Origin of the sequence: Qipengyuania sp. RANM35, assembly GCF_041021145.2 — a bacterium.
Taxonomy (GTDB): Bacteria; Pseudomonadota; Alphaproteobacteria; order Sphingomonadales; family Sphingomonadaceae; genus Qipengyuania; species Qipengyuania soli.
This window is the reverse complement of sequence record NZ_CM196433.1, coordinates 1,780,095-1,805,532: the sequence shown is the minus strand read 5'-3', so window position 1 is coordinate 1,805,532 and position 25,438 is coordinate 1,780,095. Positions and strand designations below refer to the sequence as shown.

Genomic DNA, 25,438 nt, shown 5'->3' with positions numbered 1-25,438 from the left:
TGCCATATCAATCTACTTCGTCGGCTTAATTTCGATCGCGAACCCGCCGGCGCGAGCCATCCGCAGGTCGATCACGCTGTCGGATGTGACCTTCTGCGTGATCACGTCCATCGCATGGCGATCGCTGCCGAGACCGTCGGCCGTGGCGCCATCGCGCCAGATCGTCGCCGCGTAGCGCTTGCCCTTGTCGAGGAAGGCGAGAGGCAATTTGACCGCGCGTTCCTTGTCGTCGGTGACGCCGCCCACATACCAGGCGTGCGAGTTGCGATCCTGCCGGGCAATGACTGCGTACCCTCCCACTGCACCGTCGATCAGCTTGCTCTCGCTCCAGTCGGCGGGGACCCGTTTCACGAAGTCGAGCGCCTTGGGCCATTTCGCGAGATTTTCCGGTAGGTCGGCGGCCATCTGGATCGGCGAGTAGATCGCCACGTAATAGGCCAGCTGGCGGGCGAGAGTGCTCGGGATATCGGGCGCTGTCGCGCCCCGGCCTTCGAGCGAGAAGACGCCGGGGGTATAGTCCATGGGACCGGCGAGCAGGCGCGTGAAGATCAGCTCGGGGACATGATCCGGGGTGTTTTTCGGCACGCCCCAGGCGTCGTATTCCGCGCCGCGCGCGCCCTCGCGGGCGACCCAGTTGGGATAGGTGCGACGCAGGCCCGTATCCTTCACCGGCTCGTGCGGATTGACCGCGATGTGGTGCTTGGCCGCTGTCTCGACGACCTTGATGTGGTGGCGGACATTTTCCTGACCGTCGTGCCAGACCAACAGGTCCTTGCCCTCGGCATCGCGCGTGATGATGCCGCCCGCGTCGGCGACATAGCCGGTCTTGACGGCATCGACGCCCAGCTTCTCGTAGAGCGCCATCGCGTCTTCCAGCTGGTCTTCGTAGACCGCGATGTTCCCACCGGTCTCGTGATGCCCGATCATGTGCACGCCCTTCTTGCGGGCGTAATCGGTCACTGCCTTGAGGTCGAAGTCGGGATAGGCTTCGGTAAAGCTGAATTCGCGACCATTGCCGAACCAGGTGCCGTCCCAGCCCTTGTTCCAGCCTTCGATCAGCACGCCGCGAAAGCCATTCGCTGCCGCGAAGTCGATGTACTTCTTGGCATTTTCCGTGGTTGCACCATGCTTTGGACCGCTGGCCCAGCTGGTCTTGTCGAGATGCATCTCCCACCAGATACCGATGTACTTGTGCGGCTTGAACCAGCTCACATCACCGAGCTTGTTGGGTTCATTGAGATTGAGGATCAGGCTGCTTTCGAAGAGCCCTGCCGGACCGTCGGCGATCTGGATCGTCCGCCAGGGGGTGGTGAAGGCACCTTCGCGAACGACCTTGGCGCCTTGCGGCGAAGGGGCGAGCAGGGCGCGCAGCCGCGTGCCCTCCATGCGCTTCAGCCACATGCCCGAATAGTCGATCAGTGCGGCCTCGTGGAAGGACAGGTGTGTGCCGTTCGCCAGCACCATCGTCACGGGCGTATGCACCGTCGAAAGCGCCGAGATCGGAGTTCGCGAATAGAGGTATTCGTACCGGTTCCAGTCGCCGGCCGGGATCGACCATGCGGTGCCGTCGCTGGCGATGTTGAACTCGGTCAGCTCCTCGGCGATGCGGCGGACCGGTTGCGCATCGCTCTGGGGAAATTCGTAGCGAAAGCCCATTCCGTCGTCGAAAACGCGCAACCGCACGGTTACCTCGCGAGCAGTCGCGTCCTTCTGGCGGAAGGTGAGGGCGATCTCGTTATGGCGGTCGGCCACCCACTGGCGTTCGCCCCAAGGCTGCTCCCAACGCGTATCGATGGCGTCGGCGGTCGCAGCAACGACTTCGAAGTTGCGGCGCATCGGGTCGGCATCGGTAAACGTGAAGCCGAGGGTCGACTTGGCGATCACGGGGGTGCCGTCACGGACGACCTCGTAGAAAGGGATGCCCTCGCCGTCGGTGTCGAGTGTAACCACGGTACGACCGTCGGGCGAGGACACCGTCTCCGCCTGCGCAGCCGCGGCCGGGAGGAAGGTGGCCGCGATGAAAAGCAGGCAAAGACGGATCACGTTAAAGCTCCAGGATAAGGGCGGCGAATGGGGGCAGGGCATCGACCGACGCCCCGTTTTCGGCAGCAAGAACCCTGCCGGTTGCAGCAAACGTCAGGGTCTCGCGGCCGAGGTTGAACAGGCAGCGGATACGCTGGCTGCCGACCGCCCGAACCAGTTCGAGGAGGTCGCCCTCGGCACGGCAGCTTTCGACTGCGCCGTGATGGAGGGCCGGGTTCGCATTGCGCAGGGCAATCGCTGCGCGCGTGGCTTTCAGGAGTGAACCGTCGTCGGCTTCCTGCGCCTCGACCGAGCGCACGCGGTTCTCTTCACCCACCGGAAGCCAGGGCTCTTGCGATCCGAAGCTGGCATCGACGGCACCAGTCCACGGCATCGGGGTGCGCGCTCCGTCGCGGCTGAGTGTCAGCGGCCAGTTCGCAATGGCTTCGGGATCGTGGAGTTGCTCGAAGGGGATGTCGACCTGCGTCAGCCCCAGTTCCTCGCCCTGGTAGAGGATGATGTTGCCGCGCAAGGAGGCCAGCAACAGGATCTTCATCCGTGCCGCCGCGTCACGTTCGTCCTCGTTCCACCAACGGCTGATAGCGCGGGGGGCATCGTGGTTTTCGAAGGCCCAGCTCGGCCAGCCGACGCCATCTTCGTCCGGCCACTGCGCAAGGGCGCCGCAGACGAGTCCGGGCGTCAACCTGTCGGCATAGAGGAAGTTGAATCCGTAAGCGGAGTTCAGATGGGTCTCGCCTTCGGTGAAGGCCTTCATTTCGGCTTCGGCCTCGTCCCCGCCGACTTCAGCGACCGTGAAAACCGCCTCGTATTTGTCGGTTAGCGCACGAATGCGTTCGATGAAGCCGGGAATTGCCGGATGGCTCTGGTTGAATTTCTTCAGCTGGAAATCGAACGGACGGGTGCGCGGCTTGTCGCTGGCAGGTGCGGGCGGATTGTCGCGCAATTCGGGATCGTGCATCGCGAAGTTGAGCGCATCGATGCGGAAGCCGTCCACTCCCCGATCCAGCCAGAAGCGCATGACATCCAGCACCGCGTCCTGAGCCTCGCGATTGTGCAGGTTGAGTTGCGGCTGCGAATTCAGGAAATTGTGCATGTAGTACTGGCCGCGTCGGGCGTCCCACGTCCACGCGGGACCCCCGAACACGGATTGCCAGTTAGACGGAGGCGACCCGTCGGGCTTGGCGTCTGCCCAGACATACCAGTCATTCTTCGGATTGGTTCTGTCGGAGCGGCTTTCGGCGAACCATGGATGTTCGTCGGAAGTGTGCGAATAGACCTGATCGATCAGCACCCTGAGCCCGAGCTCATGGGCGCGCGCGACCAGCGCATCGAAATCTTCAAGGGTGCCGAAAATCGGATCGACATCGCAATAGTCGGCGACGTCATACCCGAAGTCCTTCATCGGCGAGACGAAGAAAGGCGAAATCCAGATCGCGTCGATGCCGAGCGTGGCGATGTGCGGTAGTCGCTGGGTGATGCCGGGCAGGTCGCCAATACCGTCGCCGTTCGAGTCCATGTAGCTGCGCGGATAGATCTGGTAGATCGCCGCTCCCTTCCACCACGGGCGCGTGCCGACCTCGGCGTTTTCCATCGAAAGGGCGGAAAAGCGGTTCACTCGGCCGTCTCCGATACCCGGCAAAGTGCCCAACCGAAGGCAGGCAGGTTGAAGGCCGCACTTCCCGGAGCAGTCACTGCCGCCGGGCAGCTGCCAGACAAGCTTTCGAAGGCTCGAGCATCATATCCGAGCGTAACGTTCGCGCTGCGGGGCGCATTGCCGGTGTTGAACACTGCAAGGTATTCGTCGCCGTTCACCGGATCGAAGCGACTGACTGCAAAAATCCCCGGGGTCTGCTCGTAGTGGCGAACCACCTGTTTCCCGCGGGTGAGGGCGGGATGGGCACGACGGATCAGCGAGAATTCGCGGATTAGGCGAAACAGCGGGTGACTCTCGTCGAAATTGCTCTCGGCCGTCGTCGCGTTGGTGCCGATCAGGTCGTTGTCGTTATAGACCGCAGTCTTGCTCGGCATCATGTCTTCGCGCGCGAGCTGGTCGCCCCCGTCGCCGACGAAACCCTGCTCGTCGCCGTAGTAGATCACCGGCGCGCCGCGCAGGCTCAGCATCATGGCATGACCGAGCATGACCCGCCGGAGCAATTCGTCCTGCGAAATCCCGGGCTTGTCAGCTTTGAGCAGTGTCGAGAAGCGACCCATGTCGTGGTTGCCAAGGAAGGTCGGGAGATTGCGCGCAGCATCTTCACCGCCTTCATAGAGCACGTCGCCATCGAACATGTGCGCCAGGACCACCGTGCCCCTGTCGCGGCCCAGCAGTTCGCGCATCGCAGCCTGGAAGGCGAAGTCGAGTACGGCCGGAAGTTTGTCGCGGCGAGTGTACTCGGCAATGTATCCGTTATCGGGCACGTCCTTGTAGACCTCGCCGAACATGGTGAAGTTCGGAATGCCGTTCTCGTGCGCTACCTTCTCGATCGCGGGGACGAAGGTCTGCCAGAAGCCGGGATCGACGTGGCGCGCAGTATCGATGCGGAAGCCGTCGATGCCGAAATCGCGCACCCAGCCGGAGAAAATCTCGATCATCCCGGACCGTACTCGCGGGTGTTCGGTGAACAGGTCGTCGAGGCCCGAGAAGTCGCCGAAGCGGCTGTCCTCTCCGGTGAAGGAGCTGTTGCCGCGGTTGTGGTAGTAGATCGGGTCGTTGAGCCAGGCGGGGACCTTCACGTTCTTTTCTGCTGCCGGGACGACCGGGCGATAGGCGTAATTGGGGTTGGTCAGCTTGGCGAAGTTCGCATCGCTGCTGTCCTCGTCGCCCATGAAGCCGGGATTGATCGGCGTACCCTCCGCCTTGCCAGCGGTCGAATAGGGGTAGTCGCCCTTGCTGCGGTATTCGAAATTGGTCTCGTCACCGTCCGCATAGGTGATGACGTCCGCCGTGTGGTTGGTGATGATGTCCATGTAGACCTTCATCCCCTTCGCATGCGCCGCATCGACGAAAGCCTTGAATTCCGCGCGCGTGCCGAAGTGACCGTCGGGCCGGGTAAAATCGGTGACCCAATAGCCATGGTATCCGGCGCTCTCGTCTCCCTTGGGACCCTGCACCGGCTTGTTCTGGAAGATCGGCGCGAACCAGATTGCAGTGACGCCCAGCTTCTCGAGATAGTCGAGGCGCGAGGTCAGTCCCTTGAGGTCGCCGCCGTGGTAAAAGCCCTTCGCGGTCGGATCGTACCCGGTTGCCAGACGGTCACCCTTGAAGTCGCCCTTGTCGTTGGTCCTGTCGCCGTTCTCGAAGCGGTCGGGAAGGACGAAGTAGACGATCTCTTCCGATGGCGTGCGGTCCCGCAGGCTCGGCGCCGCGATGGTCGGGGCAGCCTGTGCATGAGCACATCCTGCCAGGCCAAGGGCCAGAAGGGGGAGGACGAAACGGATCATGCGGGAACTCCAGGCGCCTGCGCTGCGCATGTTGCGGCGATGAACTCGGCGTGGGTGGGCAAACGGGCGGCATTGTTGGCCACGATCGTGCGAATGTCGCGGAGGAACCCGGCAAGCTCCTCCTTCGTAAGAGCATCGGCCAGGGGGTGATAGGTTTCCGGCACGATGTTCTGGCCATTCAGGACCTGGAACCAGCCCACTTCGACAAACAGCTCTTCCTGCTCGCGGAAGATGCGACCGGTCGCACGGAAGAGGTCGATCTTGTCGCGCAGCGTATCCGGCACATCCATTTCGCGGCAGCGGGTCCAGAAGGCCTCGTCGCGCTGGTTGGCGTGGTAGTGGAGGATGATGAAGTCGCGGATGCGCTCGTAATCGTATTCGATACGGCGGTTGTAGGCATCGACATTGGCCTGCCGGAATTCCCGGTCCGGGAAATGCGAGATCAGCTTGGCGATACCGTTCTGGATCAGGTGGATGCTGGTCGATTCCAGCGGTTCGATGAAACCCGAGGACAGGCCGAGTGCGATGACGTTCGCATTCCACGCCTTGCGACGCATCCCGGTCTTGAACGGGATTGTGCGCGGGTCTGCCAGCGGCTTGCCTTCGACGGTCTTGAGCAGCAGGGCAGTCGCCTCGTCCTCGCTCATGTACTCGGTTGAGAAGACATGGCCGTTGCCCGTGCGATGCTGCAGCGGGATCCGCCATTGCCATCCTGCAGGGTGCGCGATCGACTGGGTGTAGGGGCGGGGAGGGCCGACGTTCTCGGTCGGAACCGCAATGGCACGATCGCAAAGCAGCCAGTGCGTCCAGTCCACGTAGCCCGTCTCCAGCTCCTGCTCGATCAGCAATCCGCGGAAACCCGAACAGTCGATGAAAAGCTCGCCCTCGATCTCTTCGCCGGAATCGAGCGTGATCGAACGGATGTGGCCGTTCTCGGGATTGCGTGAAACGCCCGTGATCATGCCTTCGGTCCGGGTCGCGCCGTTCTTCTCGGCGAGGCCGCGCAGGAACTTGGCGTAAAGGCCGGCATCGAAATGGAAGGCGTAGGAAATGCCATCCAGATGGGTGTTGGGGATACGCGGAACACGGGCGAAGCGCAGGTTGCGGGCCGCTTCCTCGTTAAAGGAATAGTGGCCGATGGGCTCGCTCACGCCCTCTTCGCGACCGCGCAGCCAGTATTGCCAGAATTCGATCAGGTCGAGGCTTTGTCCGAGCTGGCCGAAGACGTGCATGTAGCTTTCGCCCACGCGGCCCCAGTCGATGAACTCGATGCCCAGCTTGAAGCTGCCCTGGGTGGCGCGGATGAATTCGTTCTCGTCGATCCCGACGAGGCCGTTGAACAGGCGGATTGCCGGAATGGTGGCTTCGCCGACGCCGACGGTGCCGATTTGCTCGCTTTCGACAAGGCGAATGCGCAACTGTTCGCCCATCGTTGCCGACAGTGCCGCGGCGGCCATCCACCCCGCGGTCCCTCCGCCCACGATGACGACGTCGCGGATGCGACTATCGTTCACTTTCCTGCTCCCGGCCGTGGCGGCACATGTTGGCACCGCGTCGGAAAAAATGGCGGGCCCGGAGTGGTCCGGACCCGCCGCGTTGCATCAGAACTTGTAGGTGATGCCGGCCATGAAGTTACGGCCGTAGTTCTGGTAATCGCGCACCTGGCGGATGTCGTTGTTGTAGTAGGTGATGAAGGGCTCATTGGTCAGGTTGCTGCCCTGAAGCACAACACCGAGTCCTTCAAGCATGCCATCCTGGAAGGTGTAACCGATCTGGGCGTCGATCACAGTCTCGGAGCGGGCCATCACGCGATCACGCGCCAGGCTGAGGCCAGAGACTTCTGCCAGGAACTTCGAGCGATAACGGGCCGAGGCACGTGCCTGGAAACCGTTCTTTTCGAAGTAGACCGTGCCGTTGAGCACCCACTTCGACAGGCCCGGCATCGAGATCGGAGCCGCTCCGCCCTCACGTACCCGGCTGTGGGTGTAGGAACCGCTGCCGAGGACGCCGAAACCGTCAAGCGAGGACGAGAAGGTTCCGAAGGGAAGGGAGAACGAGCCTTCGAGACCTTGCAGCCTGCCGCCACGGCCGTTCTTCCACTGGGAAACGATGCCGTAGTTGAAGGTCGGCGTGACGTTGCCCGGCGTCGGATAGCCGGTGAAGTCGAAGATGTCGTTCTGGCGATAGATCCAGTTGTCGAGATACTTGTAGAACCCGCCGAGCGAGACGTAACCGCCGCGACCGAAGTACTTTTCGACGGCGACGTCGACGGTATTGGCAAGCAGCGGACGCAGCTTCGAATTGCCGACGGTACCCGACCAGGGCGAGTTGTTGATGCCGGCACCTGGAATGTTGTTGGCGGCGTTGAAGCCGTAGCCGACGCCCGGATTGAGCTGATCCATGCGGGCACGTGCCAGCATGCGGGCCGCGCCGAAGCGGAGGTAGGCTTCGGGAGCGAACTCGAACGAGATGTTCATGCTCGGCAGGACGTGCGTATACTTGTCGCCATCCGTGATCGGCGTGGCAATGGTGCCGCCGCCGGGATTGAACGCAGCATAACCATCTGCGCTCTGATCGGTGTGGACGACCTGCACGCCGGCATTGCCGCGAACCGGGCCACTGTTGAAGTTCGCCTGCACGAAGCCGGTCAGGACCTTTTCATTGACCACATAGCTGTTGGTCAGGCGGCCCGGCGTCCACAGTGCTTCGCTGGTGAGATCGTAGTTGCCGTCGTTGTAGAAGCGCCAGCTGTCGAAGGCGACCATGCCCGGGATACCGATGAAACCGAGCGATACGGGATCAAACAGGTATTCCGACGGAACCGGCGTGTCGGCCGGATAGTCGCTGTGCGTGAGCACGAAGCCTTCGTCGATCAGCTGCTTGCGGCGGTCCGAATAGTTCGCACCGACGGTGACGGTTTCGACGAAGCTGTCGAGCGACTGGATCGCCTGGAGACGGATCGACTGCAGACGGTCCTTGATGCGCGGACGGTTGACGAAGCCGTCCTGGCAGTTCGGGACCGTGCCGCCGCAGCTGTTCCAGCCCTGCGGGTCGGTAATGACGAAGAGGTCCGGATCCGAGTAGTCGATGGTCGGATCGAAGGTGATGACGCCACCGTCCGCCGGCATGGTGAAGCCGAGATTGTCGGTTGCGCCGACACCGCCGCCACGCCCGGTGCCGAGGTAGATTTCGAGGTTCTCTTCGGTCTTCTTCAGCTTCGAATAGCTGACGTCGAGTTCGAACTTCAGCGTGTCGCTGGCGGCGAATTCGGTGTTGAGGCCGCCGGCGAAGATTTCCGACTTACGGTGCACGACGTCGTTGCGCATGACCGCTTCGACACCGTTGAACTGGCCCGAGGTAACGAGGCCGCCGCTTTCGGTATAACCCGGCTGAAGCGAAGCCGCCGACCACTGCAGCGGAAGCTCGATGCCGCGCAGGCGCTGGTCGTCGTTGAACTTCGACCAGTAACCGTCGAGCGTCGCGTGGAACTTGTCGTTGGGTTCGTACTCGAGCACGCCCATCAGGCCGTCGCGCTTGAGCTTGTTCGACTTAACGTAGGGCTTTGCACCGCCGATGACCTGGGTGTCGGCATCGAGGTTGGGGTAGCCCCAGGCGTTCCAGCGCTCTTCCTGCGTCGGCGACTGCATGCGGGCATAGCCGATGGCCCAGCCGAGCGTGCCGTCAGCGTTCTGGTCCACGTAGGAGAAGTTGGCGCGATAGCCCTTGTCCGAAATATCGGGATTGAGTTTGCCGAGGTCGTTGAGCTCGCCGCGCACGCCGATGACCAGCTGGCGCTTTGCGTAGCTCAGTGGACGGACCGTCTGCATGTCGATGGTGCCGCCCAGCGCTTGGCCGATCAGCATTGCATCCGGCGTCTTGTAGACGACGGCGCCGTTCAGCAATTCCGAAGGGTACTGGTCGAGTTCGACGCCGCGGTTGTTGTTGGCGCTGACCTGTTCGCGGCCATTCAGCAGCGTGGTCGTGAAGTCGGGAGCGAGACCGCGGATCGAGACGACGTTTGCGCGACCGTCGAGGCGCTGCGTGGCAAGGCCGGGCAGGCGAGAGAGCGATTCGGCGATCGAGAGGTCGGGCAGCTTGCCGAGATCTTCAGCGCTGACCACTTCGACGATCGAGGTGTTGTCCTTCTTCTTCTCGACCGATGTGTCGATCGAGGCGCGGAAACCGGTGACGAGGATGACGTTGTCGTCTTCGCTTGTCGACGGGTTCGCGTCGGCGTCCTGCGCGAAGGCAGGTGTGGCCAGCGACGCCAGTGCGATGGTGACGGCGCCCATGCTGATGCCGCCGGCAAGATGCTTGCGAAATGCCATTACTTTGCTCTCCCAATTGGCCCGATCCTCAAGGGCAGTCCCCGGGCCGAATCCAAATCCCACAGGAGGCTTTCCGCCCCCCTGTTCATCGTCTGGATATGTTGGAGTGCCGCCTTCCCGATAGATGGCATACGTATACGCATTTGATGTGCCGGGCGGTGGAGTCGCCGAAATGTCACACGCCGGAACAGGCCGGGACGACCACGTTTCGCACGATTGCCAGTGACTTGCAGCCTCCCTAATGTCCCCTTCCAAGGCCTGGTAGGAAAGGCCGGGAGGAGAGTGATGGGTCGAAAGCCGACGGGTCGGCCGACCAGCTTCGATATTGCCTATGCGGCGGGTGTTTCGCAGCCCACCGTCAGCCGTGCCCTGCGCGGCGACCGCTCGGTCAGCAAGTCGACCCGCGAGAAGATCCAGAAGATCGCGCGTGACCTCAAATACACTGTCGACAAGAACGCTTCCTCGCTGCGATCGCAGCGGTCGAACACGATCGCCCTGCTGTTTTTCGAGGACCCGACGCCCGACGCCAGCATGATCAACCCGTTCTTCCTGGCCATGCTTGGCTCGATCACGCGGGCGTGTGCCGATCGCGGGTTGGACCTGCTGATTTCCTTCCAGCGGATGGAGGACGACTGGCACGTCCGCTACCAGGACAGCCACCGCGCCGACGGGCTGATCCTTCTCGGGTACGGCGACTACACCGTCTATCGCGAACGGCTGGACCAGCTGAAGGCGCAGGGCACGCACTATGCGCGTTGGGGTTCGGTATCGAGCGACACCAGCGGGGTCACGGTCGGCACCGACAATGTCGAGGCGGGCCGGCTTGCCGGGCGCCATCTCATCGAAAACGGGCGCACCCGGATCGCCTTCCTTGGCGACGCCGACGAGCACTATCCGGAGTTCGCCGGACGCTATGCGGGCTTGTGCGATGCCCTGAAGTCCGCCGGTATCGAGCACGACCCGGCGCTCCAGTTCGATGCCCTGACCACCGAAGAGGCGGGACATGCGGCAGCGAAGAAGCTGATCGCCAGTGGCGCCGCATTCGATGCGATCTTCGCCGCCAGCGATCTAATCGCGATCGGCGCGATGCGCGCGCTGGCGGAAGCCGGGAGGCGGGTTCCGCAGGACGTTGCCGTGGTCGGCTTCGACGACATTCCATCGGCCAGCCTGACCACCCCACCGCTGACCACCGTGATGCAGGATATTCGCGGGGCCGGCGAAGCGCTGGTCGAAACCCTGCTCGCCCAACTGGAAGGCGGCGAATTGCCGCTTCGCAAGCTGCCCGGACGGCTCATCGTCCGGGGATCCAGCGCCGCGGTCTAGCGCGCTTCACATTCGTATACGTCCTTGTTGCCACTGGCTCTTCGTGCGAGCCATGTCCGATTGATTGAGGACGGGCCGAAGACCCGTCGGGGATGAGGGACTGAAATGGAACAAACGCTGCGCGAAAAGCCGCGCCAGGGCTTTGCCGGGCTATGGAACATCAGCTTCGGCTTTTTCGGCATCCAGATCGGCTTTGCGCTGCAGAATGCGAACATGAGCCGCGTCTTCCAGACGCTGGGTTCCTCGATCGACGACCTCCCCGCACTATGGGTCGCCGCACCGCTGACCGGCCTGCTGGTCCAGCCGATCATCGGCCACCTTTCGGACCGCACCTGGAACCGGCTAGGGCGGCGCCGGCCCTACTTCCTGACCGGTGCGGTGCTCTCGGCGCTTGCCCTGCTGCTGATGCCCTTCGCTCCGACGATGGGCGCGCCGCTACTGTTCGCCGCAGCGATGCTGTGGATGCTCGATGCCAGCCTCAACATTTCGATGGAGCCGTTCCGCGCCTTCGTGGGCGATATGCTTCGCGCCGACCAGCACGCGGCGGGTTATGCCGTGCAGACGGCCTTCATCGGCGCCGGCGCGGTCGTCGGCTCGATCTTTCCCTGGTTCCTCGAACAGCTCGGGGTGAGCAACCTCGCAGCTGACGGCGCGCTGCCGGACACCGTGAAATGGAGCTTCTGGGGCGGCGGCATCGCCCTCTTCGCGGCAGTCATGTGGACCATCCTGACGACGCGCGAATACAGTCCGGAAGAGCAGGCGGCCTTCGGCGGAGCCGAGGAGGCTGTCGACGAAGGCGTGACGCTGCGAGCGCTCGCAGCAAAGAGCTACGTATCGGCAATGGTCTGGATCGTGGCAGGCGTCCTCGTCGCCTTGGCGGTCGAGGCCCTGGCGCTCGAGAAGGAGGTCTTTCTCCTGGGCGGATTGCTGGCCCTTTACGGGGTCCTCAGCGCGCTCGCCATTTCCATGGCGAAGCAGGGCCGCGCAGCGAACATGCTGTCGAGCATCGTCGGCGACTTTTCCGGCATGCCCGACGTGATGAAACGCCTCGCGCTCGTGCAGTTCTTCAGCTGGTCGGCGCTGTTCATCATGTGGATCAACACCACCCCGGTGGTGACCCAGTATGTCTTCGGCAGCAGCGACACGGCCAGCGCCGTCTATAATGAAGGCGCGAACTGGGTGAATGTCCTCTTCACCGTCTACAACGGCGTGGCCGCCATCGCCGCACTTGCCTTGCTGCCGTGGCTGAGCCGCAAGTTCGGTCAGGTGATGACGCATTCGATCTGCCTCACGCTGGGCGCCATCGGCTTCCTGATGTTCTTCCTGGTCCGTGATGCGCAGGTCCTGCTGCTGGCCGAAGTCGGGATCGGCATTGCCTGGGCGAGCATCCTCGCCATGCCCTATGCGATCCTCGCCAGTAACCTGCCGCAGGCCAAACTCGGCATTTACATGGGCCTGTTCAATATCTTCATCGTGGTCCCGCAGTTGCTCGTGGCCACGGTGATGGGCAGCATCATGAATGCCTTCTTCCCGGGCGAGCCGGTGTGGACGATGCTCTTCGCTGCGGCGTCGTGGCTGGTTGCTGCAGTCGCCATGCAGCGCGTCAAGGCCGTGCTCTGATGGGGCGCGCGTCGAGTTGGGCGCTGGTCGCCGCGCTCGCCGGCTTCCTCTTCGGCTTCGACACTGCAGTCATTTCCGGGGCCGAGCAGGCCGTCCAGCGTGTCTGGTCGATGAGCGATGCGGTCCATGGACTTGCCATTTCGGCGGCGCTCTGGGGCACAGTCATCGGTGCCTTGATGGGCGGCTGGCCCGCCGACCGTTTTGGCCGCAAGCAGACGCTCATATGGATCGGCGTGCTCTATGCGGTCTCGGCGATCGGTTCGGCACTGGCCTGGGACCCGGTCAGCTTCATGATCTTCCGCTTGATTGGTGGCGTCGGGGTTGGCGCCAGTTCGGTCGCCGCACCCGCATATATTGCCGAGATCGCCCCGCGCGAACAGCGCGGCCGCCTAGTCGCACTGTTCCAGTTCATGATCGTCCTCGGCATCCTTGTCGCATTCGCTTCCAACTGGATGCTCGGGGGGATGGGGGACAGCGATTGGCGCTGGATGCTTGGTGCGGAAACTTTGCCGGCCATTGCTTACCTGCTGGCCACGCTGTTCATTCCCGAAAGTCCGCGATGGCTCTGCGTAAATCGCGACGAAGTGGACAAGGCACGCACCATCCTCGCCGCCATCAATCCGGCAACGGTTGACGAGACGCTGGCTGCGATACGGGCCGAGGCAAGCGAGGATGCACGCTCGATCAGCTGGGGCCGGTTTTTCGACGGGCATTTGCGACGCCCGATCATGCTCGCCTTCCTGATCGCCTTCTTCAACCAGCTCTCCGGCATCAATGCGATCATCTATTACGCACCACGCATCTTCGAGATGAGCGGCGCCGCGGCTTCGACTGCGCTGCTCGCGACCGTCGGCATCGGGGTGATCAATCTTGCCTTCACCTTCGTCGGGCTCGCGCTCATCGACCGGGCCGGACGCAAGGCGCTGATGTATCTCGGCAGTGTCGGCTACATCCTGTCGCTGTCGATGACCGCCTACGGCTTTGCGAGCGGACAGTTTGCCCTGGTTCTGCCTTTCATCTTCGCCTTCATCGCGGCTCATGCGGTGGGGCAGGGCGCAGTCATCTGGGTCTATATCTCCGAGATCTTCCCGAGCGCCGCGCGCGCCAAGGGGCAAAGCCTGGGAGCGGGTACGCATTGGGTATTCGCTGCCGGCCTCACTCTGGTCATGCCTGCGGTGCTGGCGAGCGTTTCACCCGTGACGATCTTCCTCACCTTTGCCGGAATGATGGTCCTCCAACTGCTCTGGGTACGTTTCGCAATGGTCGAGACCCGGGGCCGCGCGCTCGAGGATGTTGCAGCGCAACTCGTCAATTGGAACCGGAGTTCTTCTTCATGAAACGTCTTCTGACAGCCGCCGCTGCCGTCGCGCTCCTTGGCGGCACCGCCTATGCGATGAAGGAAAGCCCGGCGGAGCCCGCTGCGAACGATTGGGAGCCGCACAGCAAGGTCACGCTCACCCACCCCGACTGGTCGCGCAAGGCGGTACTCTACCAGATCAACACCCGGCAGTTCACGCCGGAAGGCACCTTCAAGGCCGCACAGGAACAATTGCCTCGGCTGAAGGAACTGGGTGTCGATATCCTGTGGCTTATGCCGATCCACCCGATCGGCAAGGAGAACCGCAAGGGCGGCCTCGGCAGCCCCTACTCGGTGCAGGACTATTACGAGGTGAACCCCGAATTCGGGACCAAGGCGGACCTCAAGGCCTTCGTCGACGAGGCACACCGGCAGGGCTTCCATGTCATCCTCGACCTCGTGGCCAACCATACTGCGTGGGACAACCAGATGGCGAAGGACCACCCCGACTGGTACGAGAAGGACTGGAAGGGCGATTTCCGTCCCACCCCGTGGTGGGACTGGTCAGACATCATCGACCTCGACTGGTCCAAGCCGGGCGTGCGCGAGCATGTCGGCGGGGCAATGGAAATGTGGGTGCGCGACTTCGGGATCGACGGCTATCGCGCCGACGTCGCCGGTTACGTCCCGCTTGATTTCTGGGAGAAGATGCGCGGGCGGCTCGACGCTATCCGGCCGGTCTTCATGCTCGGCGAGGTCCAGCAAACCGCGTTCCACTTCGCTGCCTTCGACGCGACCTACGGCTGGGATTGGCATGTCACATCGAAGAAGGTCGCGCATGGCGAAGGCGATGCAACCAGTTTCTACGGCTTTTACGCCGAGAACGAGAGCCTGTGGCCGCGCGAGGCGATGCGCCTGACCTATATCGAGAACCACGACAGCAATGCGTGGGAAGGGACGATGAAGGAGAACTACGGCCCCGCGCTCGACGCGATGACCGTATTGTCCTTTACTGGCCAGGGCCTGCCCCTGGTGCACAACGGGATGGAAGCCTGCAATGCCAAGCGGCTCGCGTTCTTCGAGAAGGATTCGATCGACTGGAGCCAGGGTGAGGGCTGCGAATACGGAGCCCTGCTGAAAGACCTCATCGCCTTCCGCAAAGCCAACGCGGTGCTCGATAACGGGCAATGGGGCGGCGTGATGCAGAAGGTCGATACCGACAAGCCGCAGCAGGTCTTCGCCTGGGCACGGCGCGACGAATGTGGGAAGGTGCTCGCCTTCTTCAATTTCTCGAGCCAACCGGTGACATTCGAAGTCACCAGCAAGCTTGCCGACGGAACCTATCGCGAGTTCCGTGGCGGGAATGGGGTCAAGGTGGCCGCTGGCGACAGCGTGACGCTGGCGCCTTGGGCTTATCGCCTGCTCGCGGCCACCTCGGCCAGGTAACGCTTACTCGACGAAGCCGTCGACGCGTTCGATGATGACCGCGGGTGCCATGCCGCCCGCGGCACACATGGTCACGAGGCCGTAACGGCCACCCGAACGCTCGAGTTCGTCGAGGGCGGTGCCAATCAGGATCGAACCGGTTGCGCCGATCGGGTGGCCCAGCGCCATCGCGCCGCCGTTGATGTTGACCTTCTCGCGATCGAGGTCGAGGTCGCGGATGAACTTCTCAGCGACGACCGAGAACGCCTCGTTGATTTCCCAGACATCGATGTCGTCTTTCGACAGGCCAGCCTTCTCGAGCACCTTCTTGGCTGCCGGGACAGGCGCATTGAGCATCAGCGTCGGGCAATCGCCCTGGTTGGCATAGGCGACGATGCGGCCACGCGGCTTGAGGCCGTGTTCCCTGGCATATTCGTCCGAGGTGATCAGCAGCGCCGCAGCCCCATCGACCACCCCCGAGCTGTTGCCGGCATGGTGGAAGTGCTCGATCTGCAGGTCGGGATACTTGCGGTTGATTTGCTTGCGGAAGGTCGTGCCGCCGATTTCGAAATCGGCAAGCTTGCCAAAGCTGGGCTGGAGTGCGGCCAGGCCCTCTGCCGTCGTTTCCGGACGCGGGAATTCCTCATGATCCAGGGCAACCGAACCATCCTCGTTGTAGACCGGCACGACCGACTTGGCGAAGCGGCCTTCGTCGATGGCGCGCTTGGCCCGCTGCTGGCTCACGAGTGCGAGTGCATCGAGATCCTCGCGGCTGATGCCTTCCATGCTCGCGATCGCATCGCCACACACGCCCTGGTGGCTCTGCGGGTGAAGCACGTCGAGAGCCTCGTTTCCGGCACCCATCATGCGCGGAGGCAAGCCGGCATTGGCCTGTTCGGCGGCATAGGCCGTGGTGTAGCTCATCATCTCGGTACCACCCGCGATGACGCAGTCTTCCATGCCCGACATGACCGTTGCTGCGGCAAGGTTCACCGAGGTGATGCCGCCGCCGCAGAAGCGGTCGAGCGTCGTACCGCTGGCGCTGATGTCATAGCCTGCAGCGAGCGCGGACATGCGACCGAGGTCGCCGCCCTGCTTGCCGTTCTGGCTGCTGGTCGACCAGATGATGTCGTCGACGGTCGTCGTATCGAGGTGGTTCCGCTCCCGGAGTGCCTTCAGCACGGTGGCTGCCAGATGCTGGGGATGAAGGTGCGAAAGCGCGCCTTTGCCGGGCTTGCCGATGCCCCTGGGGGTACGGACGGCGTCGATGATATAGGCTTCGGCCATGGCAGTTCCTCTCAGCTCTGATAACGGTTGACGTTTGCGTAAACGTAGCCCAGCAATGGCGCAAGGCAAGTTTCAATTTGCAATGGGAGAGAGCCGCGTGAGCGAAGAAGTCCTGACGAGCGAAGAAGACGGCATCCTTGTCGTCACCATCAACCGCCCGGAAGCCAAGAATGCGATGACCAAGGCGGCTGCGGAAGGCATCGCGGCAGCGATGGATCGCCTCGACAGCGACGACAATCTGCGGGTCGGCATTCTGACCGGCGCTGGTGGCACTTTCTGTTCGGGCATGGATCTCAAGGGCTTCCTGCGCGGCGAATCGCCCAGCATCGAAGGGCGCGGTTTCGGTGGCATCGTGCAGAAGCCGCCAGTGAAGCCACTGATCGCCGCGGTCGAAGGCTATGCCCTGGCGGGCGGGCTCGAACTGATGATCGCATGCGACTTGGTGGTGGCCCATTCCGGCGCCAAGTTCGGCATTCCCGAAGTAAAGCGCGGGCTCGTCGCCGCAGCCGGTGGCGTGATGATGCTGCCGGACCAGATTCCCGAGCGAGTCGCCATGGAACTAGCCCTTACCGGTGATTTCATCTCCGCTGCGCGGGCCTACGAACTGGGGCTGATCAACCGCGTGACCGATGGCTCGGCGCTCGACGGGGCGAAGGAACTTGCCGCAAGCATCGTGGCCAACGGCCCGCTCGCAGTCCGTGTCTCCAAGCAGATCGTCAAGGAATCGCGCGGCTGGCCGATGGAGGAACGCTACACACGTCAGGGCCAGCTGATCGCACCGGTCTTCGTCAGCCATGATGCCCGTGAAGGCGCGGCGGCGTTTGCCGAGAAGCGCAAGCCGAACTGGACCGGCAAGTAAGCGAAAGAATACGAGAGAGGACCCCCGAGAAATGCCAGCAATCGACGTGCCGCAGCCCGAGTTCATGAACGACGAGGAGATTTCGATCTTCGCCGACGCCGTGGGCAAGTTCTACCAGCAGCATGCGCCTGAAAAGCGCGTCCTCCAATGGCGCGAGAACGGGCAGGTTGAACGCGATTTCTGGCGTGAGGCGGGCCAGGCCGGACTGCTCGGCGTGTCGGTTCCGGTCGAATACGGCGGCCACGGCGGCGATTTCCGCCACGACATGGTGGTCATCGACCAGCAGGGCAAGCACGGGGTCGAAGGCTTCGCCGCCTCACTGCACAACACCGTGATCCTGCCCTACCTCGTACGTCACGGGACCGAGGAGCAGAAGAAGAAATACCTGCCCAAACTCGTCTCCGGCGAGCTGGTCAGCGCCATCGCCATGACCGAACCGGGCGTGGGTTCCGACCTCCAGAGCATCACCACAACCGCGCTGAAGGACGGCAACGGCTACCGCATCAACGGAGCCAAGACGTACATCTCGAACGGCCAGACCGCCGACTTCATCGTCGTCGTCGCCAAGACCGATCCCAACGAGCGGGCCAAGGGCATTTCGCTGATGCTGCTCGAAACCGAAGGGGCGGAAGGCTTCCAGCGCGGCAAGAAGCTCGACAAGATCGGTCTCGACGCTGCCGACACGTCCGAACTGTTCTTCGACGATGTCTTCGTGCCGGCGGAAAACGTTCTCGGCGGGGTCGAGGGCAAGGGCTTCTACCAGCTGATGGGGGAACTGCCGCAGGAACGCCTGATCATCGCCATGGGCGCGATGAACGGGATCGAGAAGGCGCTCGAGGTCACGCTGGACTACGTCAAGAGCCGCAAGGCCTTCGGCCAGACCATCTGGGATTTCCAGAATACCCAGTTCGTGCTCGCCGACCTCAAGGCGCGCGGCACTGCGGCGCGCGTCTTCGTCAACGACTGCATTGCCCGCCACCTGAAGGGCGAACTCGACGTCGCAACCGCCTGCATGGCCAAGTACTGGGTCACAGAACTGCAAGGCGAGGTTGTCGACAAGTGCCTGCAGTTCCACGGCGGCGCCGGCTACATTAACGATTATCCGATCGCACGGATGTATCGTGACAGCCGCATCACCCGCATCTTCGGCGGCTCGAACGAAGTCATGAAGATGGTGATCGCCCGCTCGATGTAGGCGAAAGCGGTGGATAGGCCGCGCCTGCAGGTTCGCTGTATGCGCGGCGCGATCTAAACCGGTTCCCGAAGGAGCCGGGACGAGCCATGACGGGTCTGCAGAAGCGCCTGCCGCAAACGCGCCACGGCTGGGTCGTGGCCGCCTATGTCGCCATCGCCATGGTCCTGGGCGGAGGCGGATCGCCGAGTGCAGCGGCCGAAATCCTCGTCCAGATCGGCTTTGCGGCATGCGTCATCGCATGGGTATTCTGGGCCGGCGAGACCCGGCGACCACCGAAACAGGTCGTCTGGATTGCGGCGCTCATTGTCGGACTGCCGATCCTTCAGCTGGTCCCTCTGCCGCCGTCCTTGTGGAAGGCCTTGCCCGGTCGCGAATTGGTCGCCGAATCGCTCGAACTGGTTGGCGCGGAGTCGCGCTGGCAGCCGCTGTCAGTTGCGCCCTTCAACACATTGGCCAGCCTGCTCGCGTTGATCCCTGTCGCCGGGGCGATGCTCGCTGTCTCGACCCTTAGGTCGGCCGACCGGCGTGCCGTTACCCTCCTCATCGGGCTGCTCGCCCTTGCCGGATCAGCACTTGGGGTATTGCAGATGGCAGGCGGGCCAGGTGCGTTCCGACTCTACGAGGTTAGCCACGATTTCTGGCTCACGGCCTTCCATGCCAGCCGGAATTCGGCTGCCGATGCACTTCTCACCGGATCGCTCGCGCTTACCGCATGGGTGGCAACGACAACTGGAAGGCGGCCGCTTTTCCGCGGCGACCTTGGCCTGTTGCTATTGTTCCAGGCTTTCCTGTTGCTCGCCCTCGTCCTGACAGGATCGCGTGCAGATATCGGCCTGTTGCCGCTGGTCCTTTTGGTGGAGTTCCTCATGCTGCGCAGCGTGGGGCTAGCGCGACAGCTGTCCGCCGGCATGGCTGCTCTGGGGGGTCTCGTTGCGGCGGTCGCAGTGACAGCTACAACATTGTCCGGCAATCCCCGCATCGACGCCGTACTCGCTCGTTTCGATGCCTCGCGCGACTTCCGCAGCGAACTGTGGCAGGACACGGTCACCGCAATCGGTCACTACTGGCCCGCGGGCAGTGGGCTTGGGACCTTCACCCGCGTGTTTCTCCCGGTCGAGCGCGCGCAGGTCCTCGATGACCTGTTTCCCAATCGCGCGCACAACGATTTCCTCGAGTTCTTGCTCGAGGCAGGGGTGCTGGCTCCGCTTCTCCTCGCAGCGGTACTGGCGCTGATTCTGCCGCTCGCACGCAAGGCGTGGTCGCGTGGCGCCGCCGACCGTCCGATCGTCCTACTCTCTTTCGGTATTTTGATGGTGATAGGGCTCCACAGCCTCGTTGATTATCCGCTGAGAAACATGGCATTGGCGAGCCTTGCTGGGGTCGCGGTCGGCCTGCTGGGCGCATTGTCTCGCGTGTCCGGGGATCACCGCAGGATGGACGCGGAAAATGACGGTTCGCAGCTTGGGTTTACGCAGCATGCGTAGCATCGGTCTTCTCGCCGCATGCCTGGTCATGACTGCCTGCCAGCGCGGCAATGACTCCATCATCCCTGAGGGGGATGCGGGATATGCCGCGATTGCCATCGACGATTCCGACCGGCTGCCTAGCCGCTACGCACTTTCGCCAGGTGACGTCATTTCCGTTCGGGTCTTCGACGAGGCGGATCTCAGTGTCGAAGAGATTGCGCTCGACAACGCGGGTGTCGTCAGCCTGCCGTTGATCGGTGACGTACATGCAGCCGGATTGACTGCGACCGAGCTCGCCCACGCAGTCGAAGCGGCCTATGCCGCCGATTATGTACGCGACCCGCGCGTATCGGTGCTGGTCAAGAAGACCCAGGTTCGTACAATCGCGGTCGAAGGCGAGGTCGCGCTTCCCGGGGTCTATCCCTATGCGGAGGGTCAGACCTTGCTGACCGCACTGGCGCTTGCCCGCAGCCCTACGGAAAAAGCCCGGCTCGACGAAATCCTCATTTTCCGCACGTTAGATGGCGAGCGGATGGCAGGCCGCTTCGATGCACGTGCCATTCGCGGCGGCCGGATGCCCGACGTCCCTCTGCTACCGGGTGACACAGTGGTGGTCGGGTTCTCCAGCTCGCGTGGGGCATTCCTCGATGCCATTAGGGCAATTCCCGTGATCGGCATCTTCAGGCCCTGGCCATGAGCGCAGAGCCGGCTATCCCTGCGGCGCGCTATCAGGCGGCTTACCTGGCTGCGGGCGAGAACCCGATCAGCGCGAATATCCGCCACGCCGTTGCCGCGCTCCGGCGCCATTTGTGGATGGCCCTTGCGATCATTGGCGCGGCGATCATCTTGGCGCTGATATCGACGTTGCTGGACACGCCTCGCTATACCGCCGAAACCAGCGTGCAGATCAACGACCAGAGCGACGAGGTGCTTGGCTCCAAGTTCGAGACCGGCACTGTCTCGCCGGTAACGTCCGACTGGGACATCGACCGCTTCCTCAATACCCAGCTCGACGTGCTGCGTAGCCGCGGTCTTGCCGAGCGGGTAGCCGATCGGCTCGATGTAGCGGGCAACGAGCAGTTCTTTTCCGCGATGGAAGTCCCGCCATCGGCTCTCACCGGCGATCAGGCGCAGGACCGCGCGCTGGCCGTGGAGCTCCTGCGCGACAATCTTGAAGTGGAGCTTCCCCGCGCCACCCGCGTCGCGAGCATCTCGTTCACTTCGACCGATGCAACAATGAGCGCTTCCGTCGCCAACGCCTTTGCCGAAGAGTTCATCCAGGCGAACCTGCAACGCCGCTTCGACAGCACCTCCTATGCCCGTGACTTCGTGGCCGATCAGCTCGAAGAGGCGCGTGCCGATCTCGAGGATTCGGAGCGCGAGCTCAACGATTACGCCAAGAGCGTGGGCCTCATCCGCACGCGTGATGCGCTCACTCCCGACGGACGCGATGCGCTGACCGGCACAGTGACCACGTCCAGCCTCGTGCAGCTCAATGATGCCGCGATCCAGGCCAAGGCGGCGCGGATCGAGGCGCAGGCGCGCTGGCAGGCGATCCAGGGTTCCCCGTTGCTTGCGTCCCAACCGGTGCTTGCCAATCCGACTGTGCAGGCGCTGATGACCAAGCGGGCCGAGATCCAGAGCGAACTCCAGGTCGCGAGGGATCGTTACCTCGACAACCATCCTGCGATCAGCAGGCTGGAAGGCGATCTGCAGGCGGTCAGTCGCCAGCTTGAGAGCACGGCGCGGCAGGTGCGGGAATCAATCCACGCCGAATATCGCGCTGCGCAGAGCGCGCAGGACCAGCTGGATGGTCAGGTGAAACGTGCTCGTGGAGACAGTCTTGCCGAACAGGACCAGTCGGTTCGCTACAACGTTCTCGCCCGTCAGGCGGATACGGCGCGCTCTATCTACGACGGCTTGCTCCAGCGCTATCGCGAATTGAATGCGTCGGCCGGTATTGCATCGAGCAACATCGCGATCATCGACCGCGCGGAGGCGCCGACCGACCCGTCTTCGCCCAATGTGCCGCGCAACCTTGCGTTAGGCCTTTTGCTGGGGCTCGGCCTTGCCGGTGTCGCGGTATTCCTGCGCGATCAGCTCGACGACGTGATCCACACGCCTGAAGACGTCGAGGACAAGCTCGAAATGCCGCTCCTGGGCGTGGTCCCGCGTACCGAGGATACGTCACCTCTCGAAGCGCTGGACAATCCCAAGTCGCCAATCGCCGAGGCGTACAATTCGCTGCGCGGTGCCTTGCTCTATTCGACCCCGCAAGGGCTGCCCAAGGTGCTTGTCGTCACCAGTGCCCAGGCGCACGAAGGCAAGAGCACCTCGAGCCTCGCCATCGCCATGGGCTTTGCCCGCATCGGTCTGAAGCCGCTGCTGATCGATGCCGATTTGCGCCGTCCGGCCCTCGACAAGCTGCTTGGGCTTCGGCTCGAACGGGGGCTTACAGACCTGCTTGTTACGCAGGACGATCCCAAGACCGCGATCGTGAAGATCAAGGATCGCAAGATCGACCTTCTCCCGACCGGCCCGCTTCCGCCGAGCCCTTCGGAAATGCTTTCCTCGCCGCGGATGGCGCAGTTGCTGGAAAGCTTCGCCGATACCTACGACGTGGTCATCCTCGACAGCCCGCCGGTCCTCGGTCTCGCCGATGCGCCAATGCTGGCCGCGATTGCGGACGGCACCATCTTCGTTGTCGAGGCGGAACGCGGACGCAGTGGTTCGCTGAAGGCGGCGCTGCGGCGCTTGCGGTCGATGAAACCGGTCCTGCTCGGTGCAGTGCTGGCAAAGTTCGATCCGACGAAGTCGGGTAATCGCTACTCGGCCTATTATGGCTACGATTACTACCAGTACGCCACCGGCGAGCGGCGTAACGAGGCCTGATCGTGGGGCGCCGGCACCTGGCTACAGGGGTAGGCGTCCTGGCATTCGCCTTCCTCGCGCTGGTGAGCGGTTTCGACCGGATGAGCGAGCAGCGCCCCTCGTTCGGGCGATTCGTCCCTCAGGCATTCGCAGCGACCTCATCCCGACGTGCTGCGGCTGATTTTCTCCTCGAACCTGATGTGCAGGCGGCGCGAGGTGCGGCAGCCGCTGCAATAACGAAGGATCCTCTCGAAGCGAGATCTCTGGGATTTCTCGGCACTGCTCTGCTTCAGTCGGGCCAGGTCTTGCCCGCGCATCGCGCCTTCCTCCAGGCCGCGAAGCTGAGCAAGCGCGAGCCGCTTTCCCAACTCTATTTCTTCGAACAGGAGCTGTCCGTGGGCTCCTATGCGCGGGCAGCTGCCCGGCTCGATGCATTCTTGCGCAGCGTCGCCAATCGGGACGTGGCACAGGTGATGCTCGCAATGTTCGAGGAAAGGGCAGGCAACGGGGCCTACCTCACCCAACGGCTGGCCGATAGTCCGCGATGGGCCGATGCCTATCTCAGGGCCGAAGGGGCTGACCCCGAAAGGTTGCGCAAGCGTGCGACATTCCTCGCGCGCAGCGATGTTTCGCTCGACGCTATCGGTTGCGACGCGGTTCTTCCGATGATCCGCGAACTGGGCCGGCTCAATTTCCGTACCGAGGCGGACAGTGTTACGCGAAGGCATTGCCCCGACAGGGCGCCGGAAGGTGACATTGCCGATGCGGAGTTCGAAGCTTTTGGCGACGATACGGCTCCCCTCGGCTGGCGGCGCTATCGCAGCGGCGATGTTCGGGTGACACGCCTTGCAGGAGATGAAGCGCGTATCGAACTTGAGAACCGGTCGAGTGTCACGCGACTGGTGCTGTCGCAGCCGGTGTCGCTGGCGCCTGGCAGCTATGTGATCCGGGCCAAGGTCGACGGTCCGGGAGGGCAGGACCTCGTGGCCTCGCTAAACTGTACCACCCCTTCGCGTCCGCGGACGCAGCGCCAGAGGATAGATCGCGATGGTCAGACGTTGACCGCCGTGACCTGCGCCGATGCAGTTCTTGGCTTGTGGTTGCGACCGGGGTCGGGACGGGTGGTGGTCGACCGGATCGAGCTTTCGCCGCTCAACCCCTGATCAGGGCGGCATAGGTCGCTTCCCACTGCGCCAGCACGGCGTCCCTCCCGAAGGACTCGTCTGCAAGCTTTTGCGCAGCGCGCGACATGGCCCGCCATTGGGTCTCCGTCATTGCGAATGCTTCGACCAGTTTCGCGGCAATTCCCTCTGGTTCGGTGGAACAGGCAATTGCCGCACCTTCCGCATAACCCCCGGGCAGGTGGCATGCCTCGGTCATGATGGTCGGTGTCCCTGCCGCCCAGGCCTCGAGCACGGTTACGGGCAGGCCCTCACTTTTCGTCGGCAAGACGAAGAAACGGGCCATGTCGAACAACGCGGCCTTTTGCGATTCGAACACCGTGCCGACGAAATCGATCGAGTCCTCGCCGGCAACAAATGCGCGGTTGAGCGCATCGATGCTGGCATCGTCGCCCCATCCCGCAATGGTCAGATGGGCGTCTTGCGGAAGGTGAGGGCGGGCAAGGCGCCAGGCTTCGATCAAGGCACCGATGTTCTTCTTTTCGTGGATACGGCCAAGGTAGATTGCGCTGGCCGAGGGCATCGAAGTCCGGTTGGGGCCTAGTGGAGGAGCCATGTTGGGAATGGTCGACACCGGCATGCCCGGCACCTCGCGCAGGCTATCATGCGCTTCGGCTTCGGTGAGGGCGTGGAACGCGTTGGCCGAGCGCCACGCCCGATGCTCCCACAGCATTCGCGCGGGCAGCTTCTTCCAGCGGTTTCGCCGGGTGATCCACGGGTCGAGCATTCCGTGCGGGCTGAGCAACATCGGCTTGCCGGTCCTGCGCGCCCACTTGCCCGCAGCGTGGCTGGGGAATTGCCAGATGCCGTGGAGGTGCAGCAGGTCGAGCTTCGCATCGGCCAGAACGCCGTCGAGTTCGGGGGAGTAGGCGAGGGCCTTGGGGCCGGTCCTGCGCGCCAGACGCACCTCGAATTCATCGAGACGGTGACGGTCCTTCTCGTGCGCCTCGTCTTCGACTGCAATCACGACAGGGATTGCGCCAAGCGAGCGGAGCAGATCCGCTTGCGCAATGACAGCCTCGAATATCCCGCCATTCGCCCGGCTCGCCCAGGCCGACAGCAGCCCGATGCGCTTGCCGGCCAAAGACGGTTCGGGGGGCGA

General features: G+C 63.2%; 17 protein-coding genes. 10 read left to right on the top strand and 7 right to left on the bottom strand.

The annotated features are described in order from the left end of the window. Positions 1 to 12: 12 nt before the first annotated feature. The 5 genes from RAM60_RS09035 to RAM60_RS09015 all read right to left on the bottom strand — a co-directional run bounded on the left by RAM60_RS09035 (position 13) and on the right by RAM60_RS09015 (position 9,812). On the bottom strand, positions 13 to 2,043 hold the full coding sequence (locus RAM60_RS09035) for a glycoside hydrolase family 97 protein (RefSeq protein WP_369027043.1): 2,031 nt from the start codon (positions 2,041 to 2,043) through the stop codon (positions 13 to 15). Between the two features lies 1 nt (position 2,044). Further along, on the bottom strand, positions 2,045 to 3,634 hold the full coding sequence (locus RAM60_RS09030) for an alpha-amylase family glycosyl hydrolase (RefSeq protein WP_369027354.1): 1,590 nt from the start codon (positions 3,632 to 3,634) through the stop codon (positions 2,045 to 2,047). Between the two features lie 20 nt (positions 3,635 to 3,654). After that, on the bottom strand, positions 3,655 to 5,484 hold the full coding sequence (locus RAM60_RS09025; protein ID WP_369027044.1) for an alpha-amylase family glycosyl hydrolase: 1,830 nt from the start codon (positions 5,482 to 5,484) through the stop codon (positions 3,655 to 3,657). Continuing rightward, a complete protein-coding gene (locus tag RAM60_RS09020; RefSeq protein ID WP_369027045.1) occupies positions 5,481 to 6,998 on the bottom strand; it encodes a tryptophan halogenase family protein in 1,518 nt (505 codons plus the stop codon). Before RAM60_RS09020 ends, RAM60_RS09025 begins: the two co-directional genes overlap by 4 nt. A gap of 87 nt (positions 6,999 to 7,085) precedes the next feature. Beyond that, positions 7,086 to 9,812: a TonB-dependent receptor gene (locus RAM60_RS09015; protein ID WP_369027046.1), complete on the bottom strand. Its 2,727-nt coding sequence runs from the start codon at positions 9,810 to 9,812 to the stop codon at positions 7,086 to 7,088. A gap of 285 nt (positions 9,813 to 10,097) precedes the next feature. On the opposite strand from RAM60_RS09015, the gene RAM60_RS09010 reads away from it, so the two are divergent. The 4 genes from RAM60_RS09010 to RAM60_RS08995 all read left to right on the top strand — a co-directional run bounded on the left by RAM60_RS09010 (position 10,098) and on the right by RAM60_RS08995 (position 15,498). Then, complete coding sequence (locus tag RAM60_RS09010; RefSeq protein WP_369027047.1) at positions 10,098 to 11,135, top strand: LacI family DNA-binding transcriptional regulator; 1,038 nt, start codon at positions 10,098 to 10,100, stop codon at positions 11,133 to 11,135. A gap of 105 nt (positions 11,136 to 11,240) precedes the next feature. Continuing rightward, positions 11,241 to 12,755 (top strand): MFS transporter, encoded by a 1,515-nt coding sequence (locus tag RAM60_RS09005; protein ID WP_369027048.1) that lies wholly within the window; start codon positions 11,241 to 11,243, stop codon positions 12,753 to 12,755. Next, a complete protein-coding gene (locus tag RAM60_RS09000; RefSeq protein WP_369027049.1) occupies positions 12,755 to 14,092 on the top strand; it encodes a sugar porter family MFS transporter in 1,338 nt (445 codons plus the stop codon). The genes RAM60_RS09005 and RAM60_RS09000 overlap by 1 nt, the downstream gene beginning before the upstream one ends. After that, positions 14,089 to 15,498 (top strand): alpha-amylase family glycosyl hydrolase, encoded by a 1,410-nt coding sequence (locus RAM60_RS08995; RefSeq protein WP_369027050.1) that lies wholly within the window; start codon positions 14,089 to 14,091, stop codon positions 15,496 to 15,498. The genes RAM60_RS09000 and RAM60_RS08995 overlap by 4 nt, the downstream gene beginning before the upstream one ends. Positions 15,499 to 15,501: 3 nt before the next feature. Here RAM60_RS08995 and RAM60_RS08990 read toward each other — a convergent pair whose 3' ends face one another. Further along, positions 15,502 to 16,764 (bottom strand): acetyl-CoA C-acetyltransferase, encoded by a 1,263-nt coding sequence (locus tag RAM60_RS08990; RefSeq protein ID WP_369027051.1) that lies wholly within the window; start codon positions 16,762 to 16,764, stop codon positions 15,502 to 15,504. A gap of 97 nt (positions 16,765 to 16,861) precedes the next feature. Between RAM60_RS08990 and RAM60_RS08985 the strand changes: the two genes are divergently transcribed. The 6 genes from RAM60_RS08985 to RAM60_RS08960 all read left to right on the top strand — a co-directional run bounded on the left by RAM60_RS08985 (position 16,862) and on the right by RAM60_RS08960 (position 24,318). After that, the gene (locus tag RAM60_RS08985; RefSeq protein WP_425504489.1) at positions 16,862 to 17,623 is read left to right on the top strand and encodes a crotonase/enoyl-CoA hydratase family protein; all 762 of its coding nucleotides are present in this window, start codon (positions 16,862 to 16,864) and stop codon (positions 17,621 to 17,623) included. A 31-nt stretch (positions 17,624 to 17,654) separates the two neighbouring features. Further along, the gene (locus tag RAM60_RS08980) at positions 17,655 to 18,818 is read left to right on the top strand and encodes an acyl-CoA dehydrogenase family protein (protein ID WP_200981040.1); all 1,164 of its coding nucleotides are present in this window, start codon (positions 17,655 to 17,657) and stop codon (positions 18,816 to 18,818) included. Between the two features lie 86 nt (positions 18,819 to 18,904). After that, positions 18,905 to 20,302, top strand: a complete 1,398-nt coding sequence (locus RAM60_RS08975) for an O-antigen ligase family protein (RefSeq protein WP_369027052.1) — start codon at positions 18,905 to 18,907, stop codon at positions 20,300 to 20,302. Then, positions 20,295 to 20,981, top strand: a complete 687-nt coding sequence (locus tag RAM60_RS08970; protein WP_369027053.1) for a polysaccharide biosynthesis/export family protein — start codon at positions 20,295 to 20,297, stop codon at positions 20,979 to 20,981. The genes RAM60_RS08975 and RAM60_RS08970 overlap by 8 nt, the downstream gene beginning before the upstream one ends. Beyond that, entirely contained in the window at positions 20,978 to 23,176 is a 2,199-nt protein-coding gene (locus tag RAM60_RS08965; protein WP_369027054.1) for a GumC family protein, read from the top strand. Before RAM60_RS08970 ends, RAM60_RS08965 begins: the two co-directional genes overlap by 4 nt. A 2-nt stretch (positions 23,177 to 23,178) precedes the next feature. Next, positions 23,179 to 24,318: a hypothetical protein gene (locus RAM60_RS08960; RefSeq protein ID WP_369027055.1), complete on the top strand. Its 1,140-nt coding sequence runs from the start codon at positions 23,179 to 23,181 to the stop codon at positions 24,316 to 24,318. Here RAM60_RS08960 and RAM60_RS08955 read toward each other — a convergent pair. After that, positions 24,308 to 25,420 (bottom strand): glycosyltransferase, encoded by a 1,113-nt coding sequence (locus tag RAM60_RS08955; protein ID WP_369027056.1) that lies wholly within the window; start codon positions 25,418 to 25,420, stop codon positions 24,308 to 24,310. The two genes, RAM60_RS08960 and RAM60_RS08955, sit on opposite strands and share 11 nt — an antisense overlap. Positions 25,421 to 25,438: the final 18 nt, after the last annotated feature.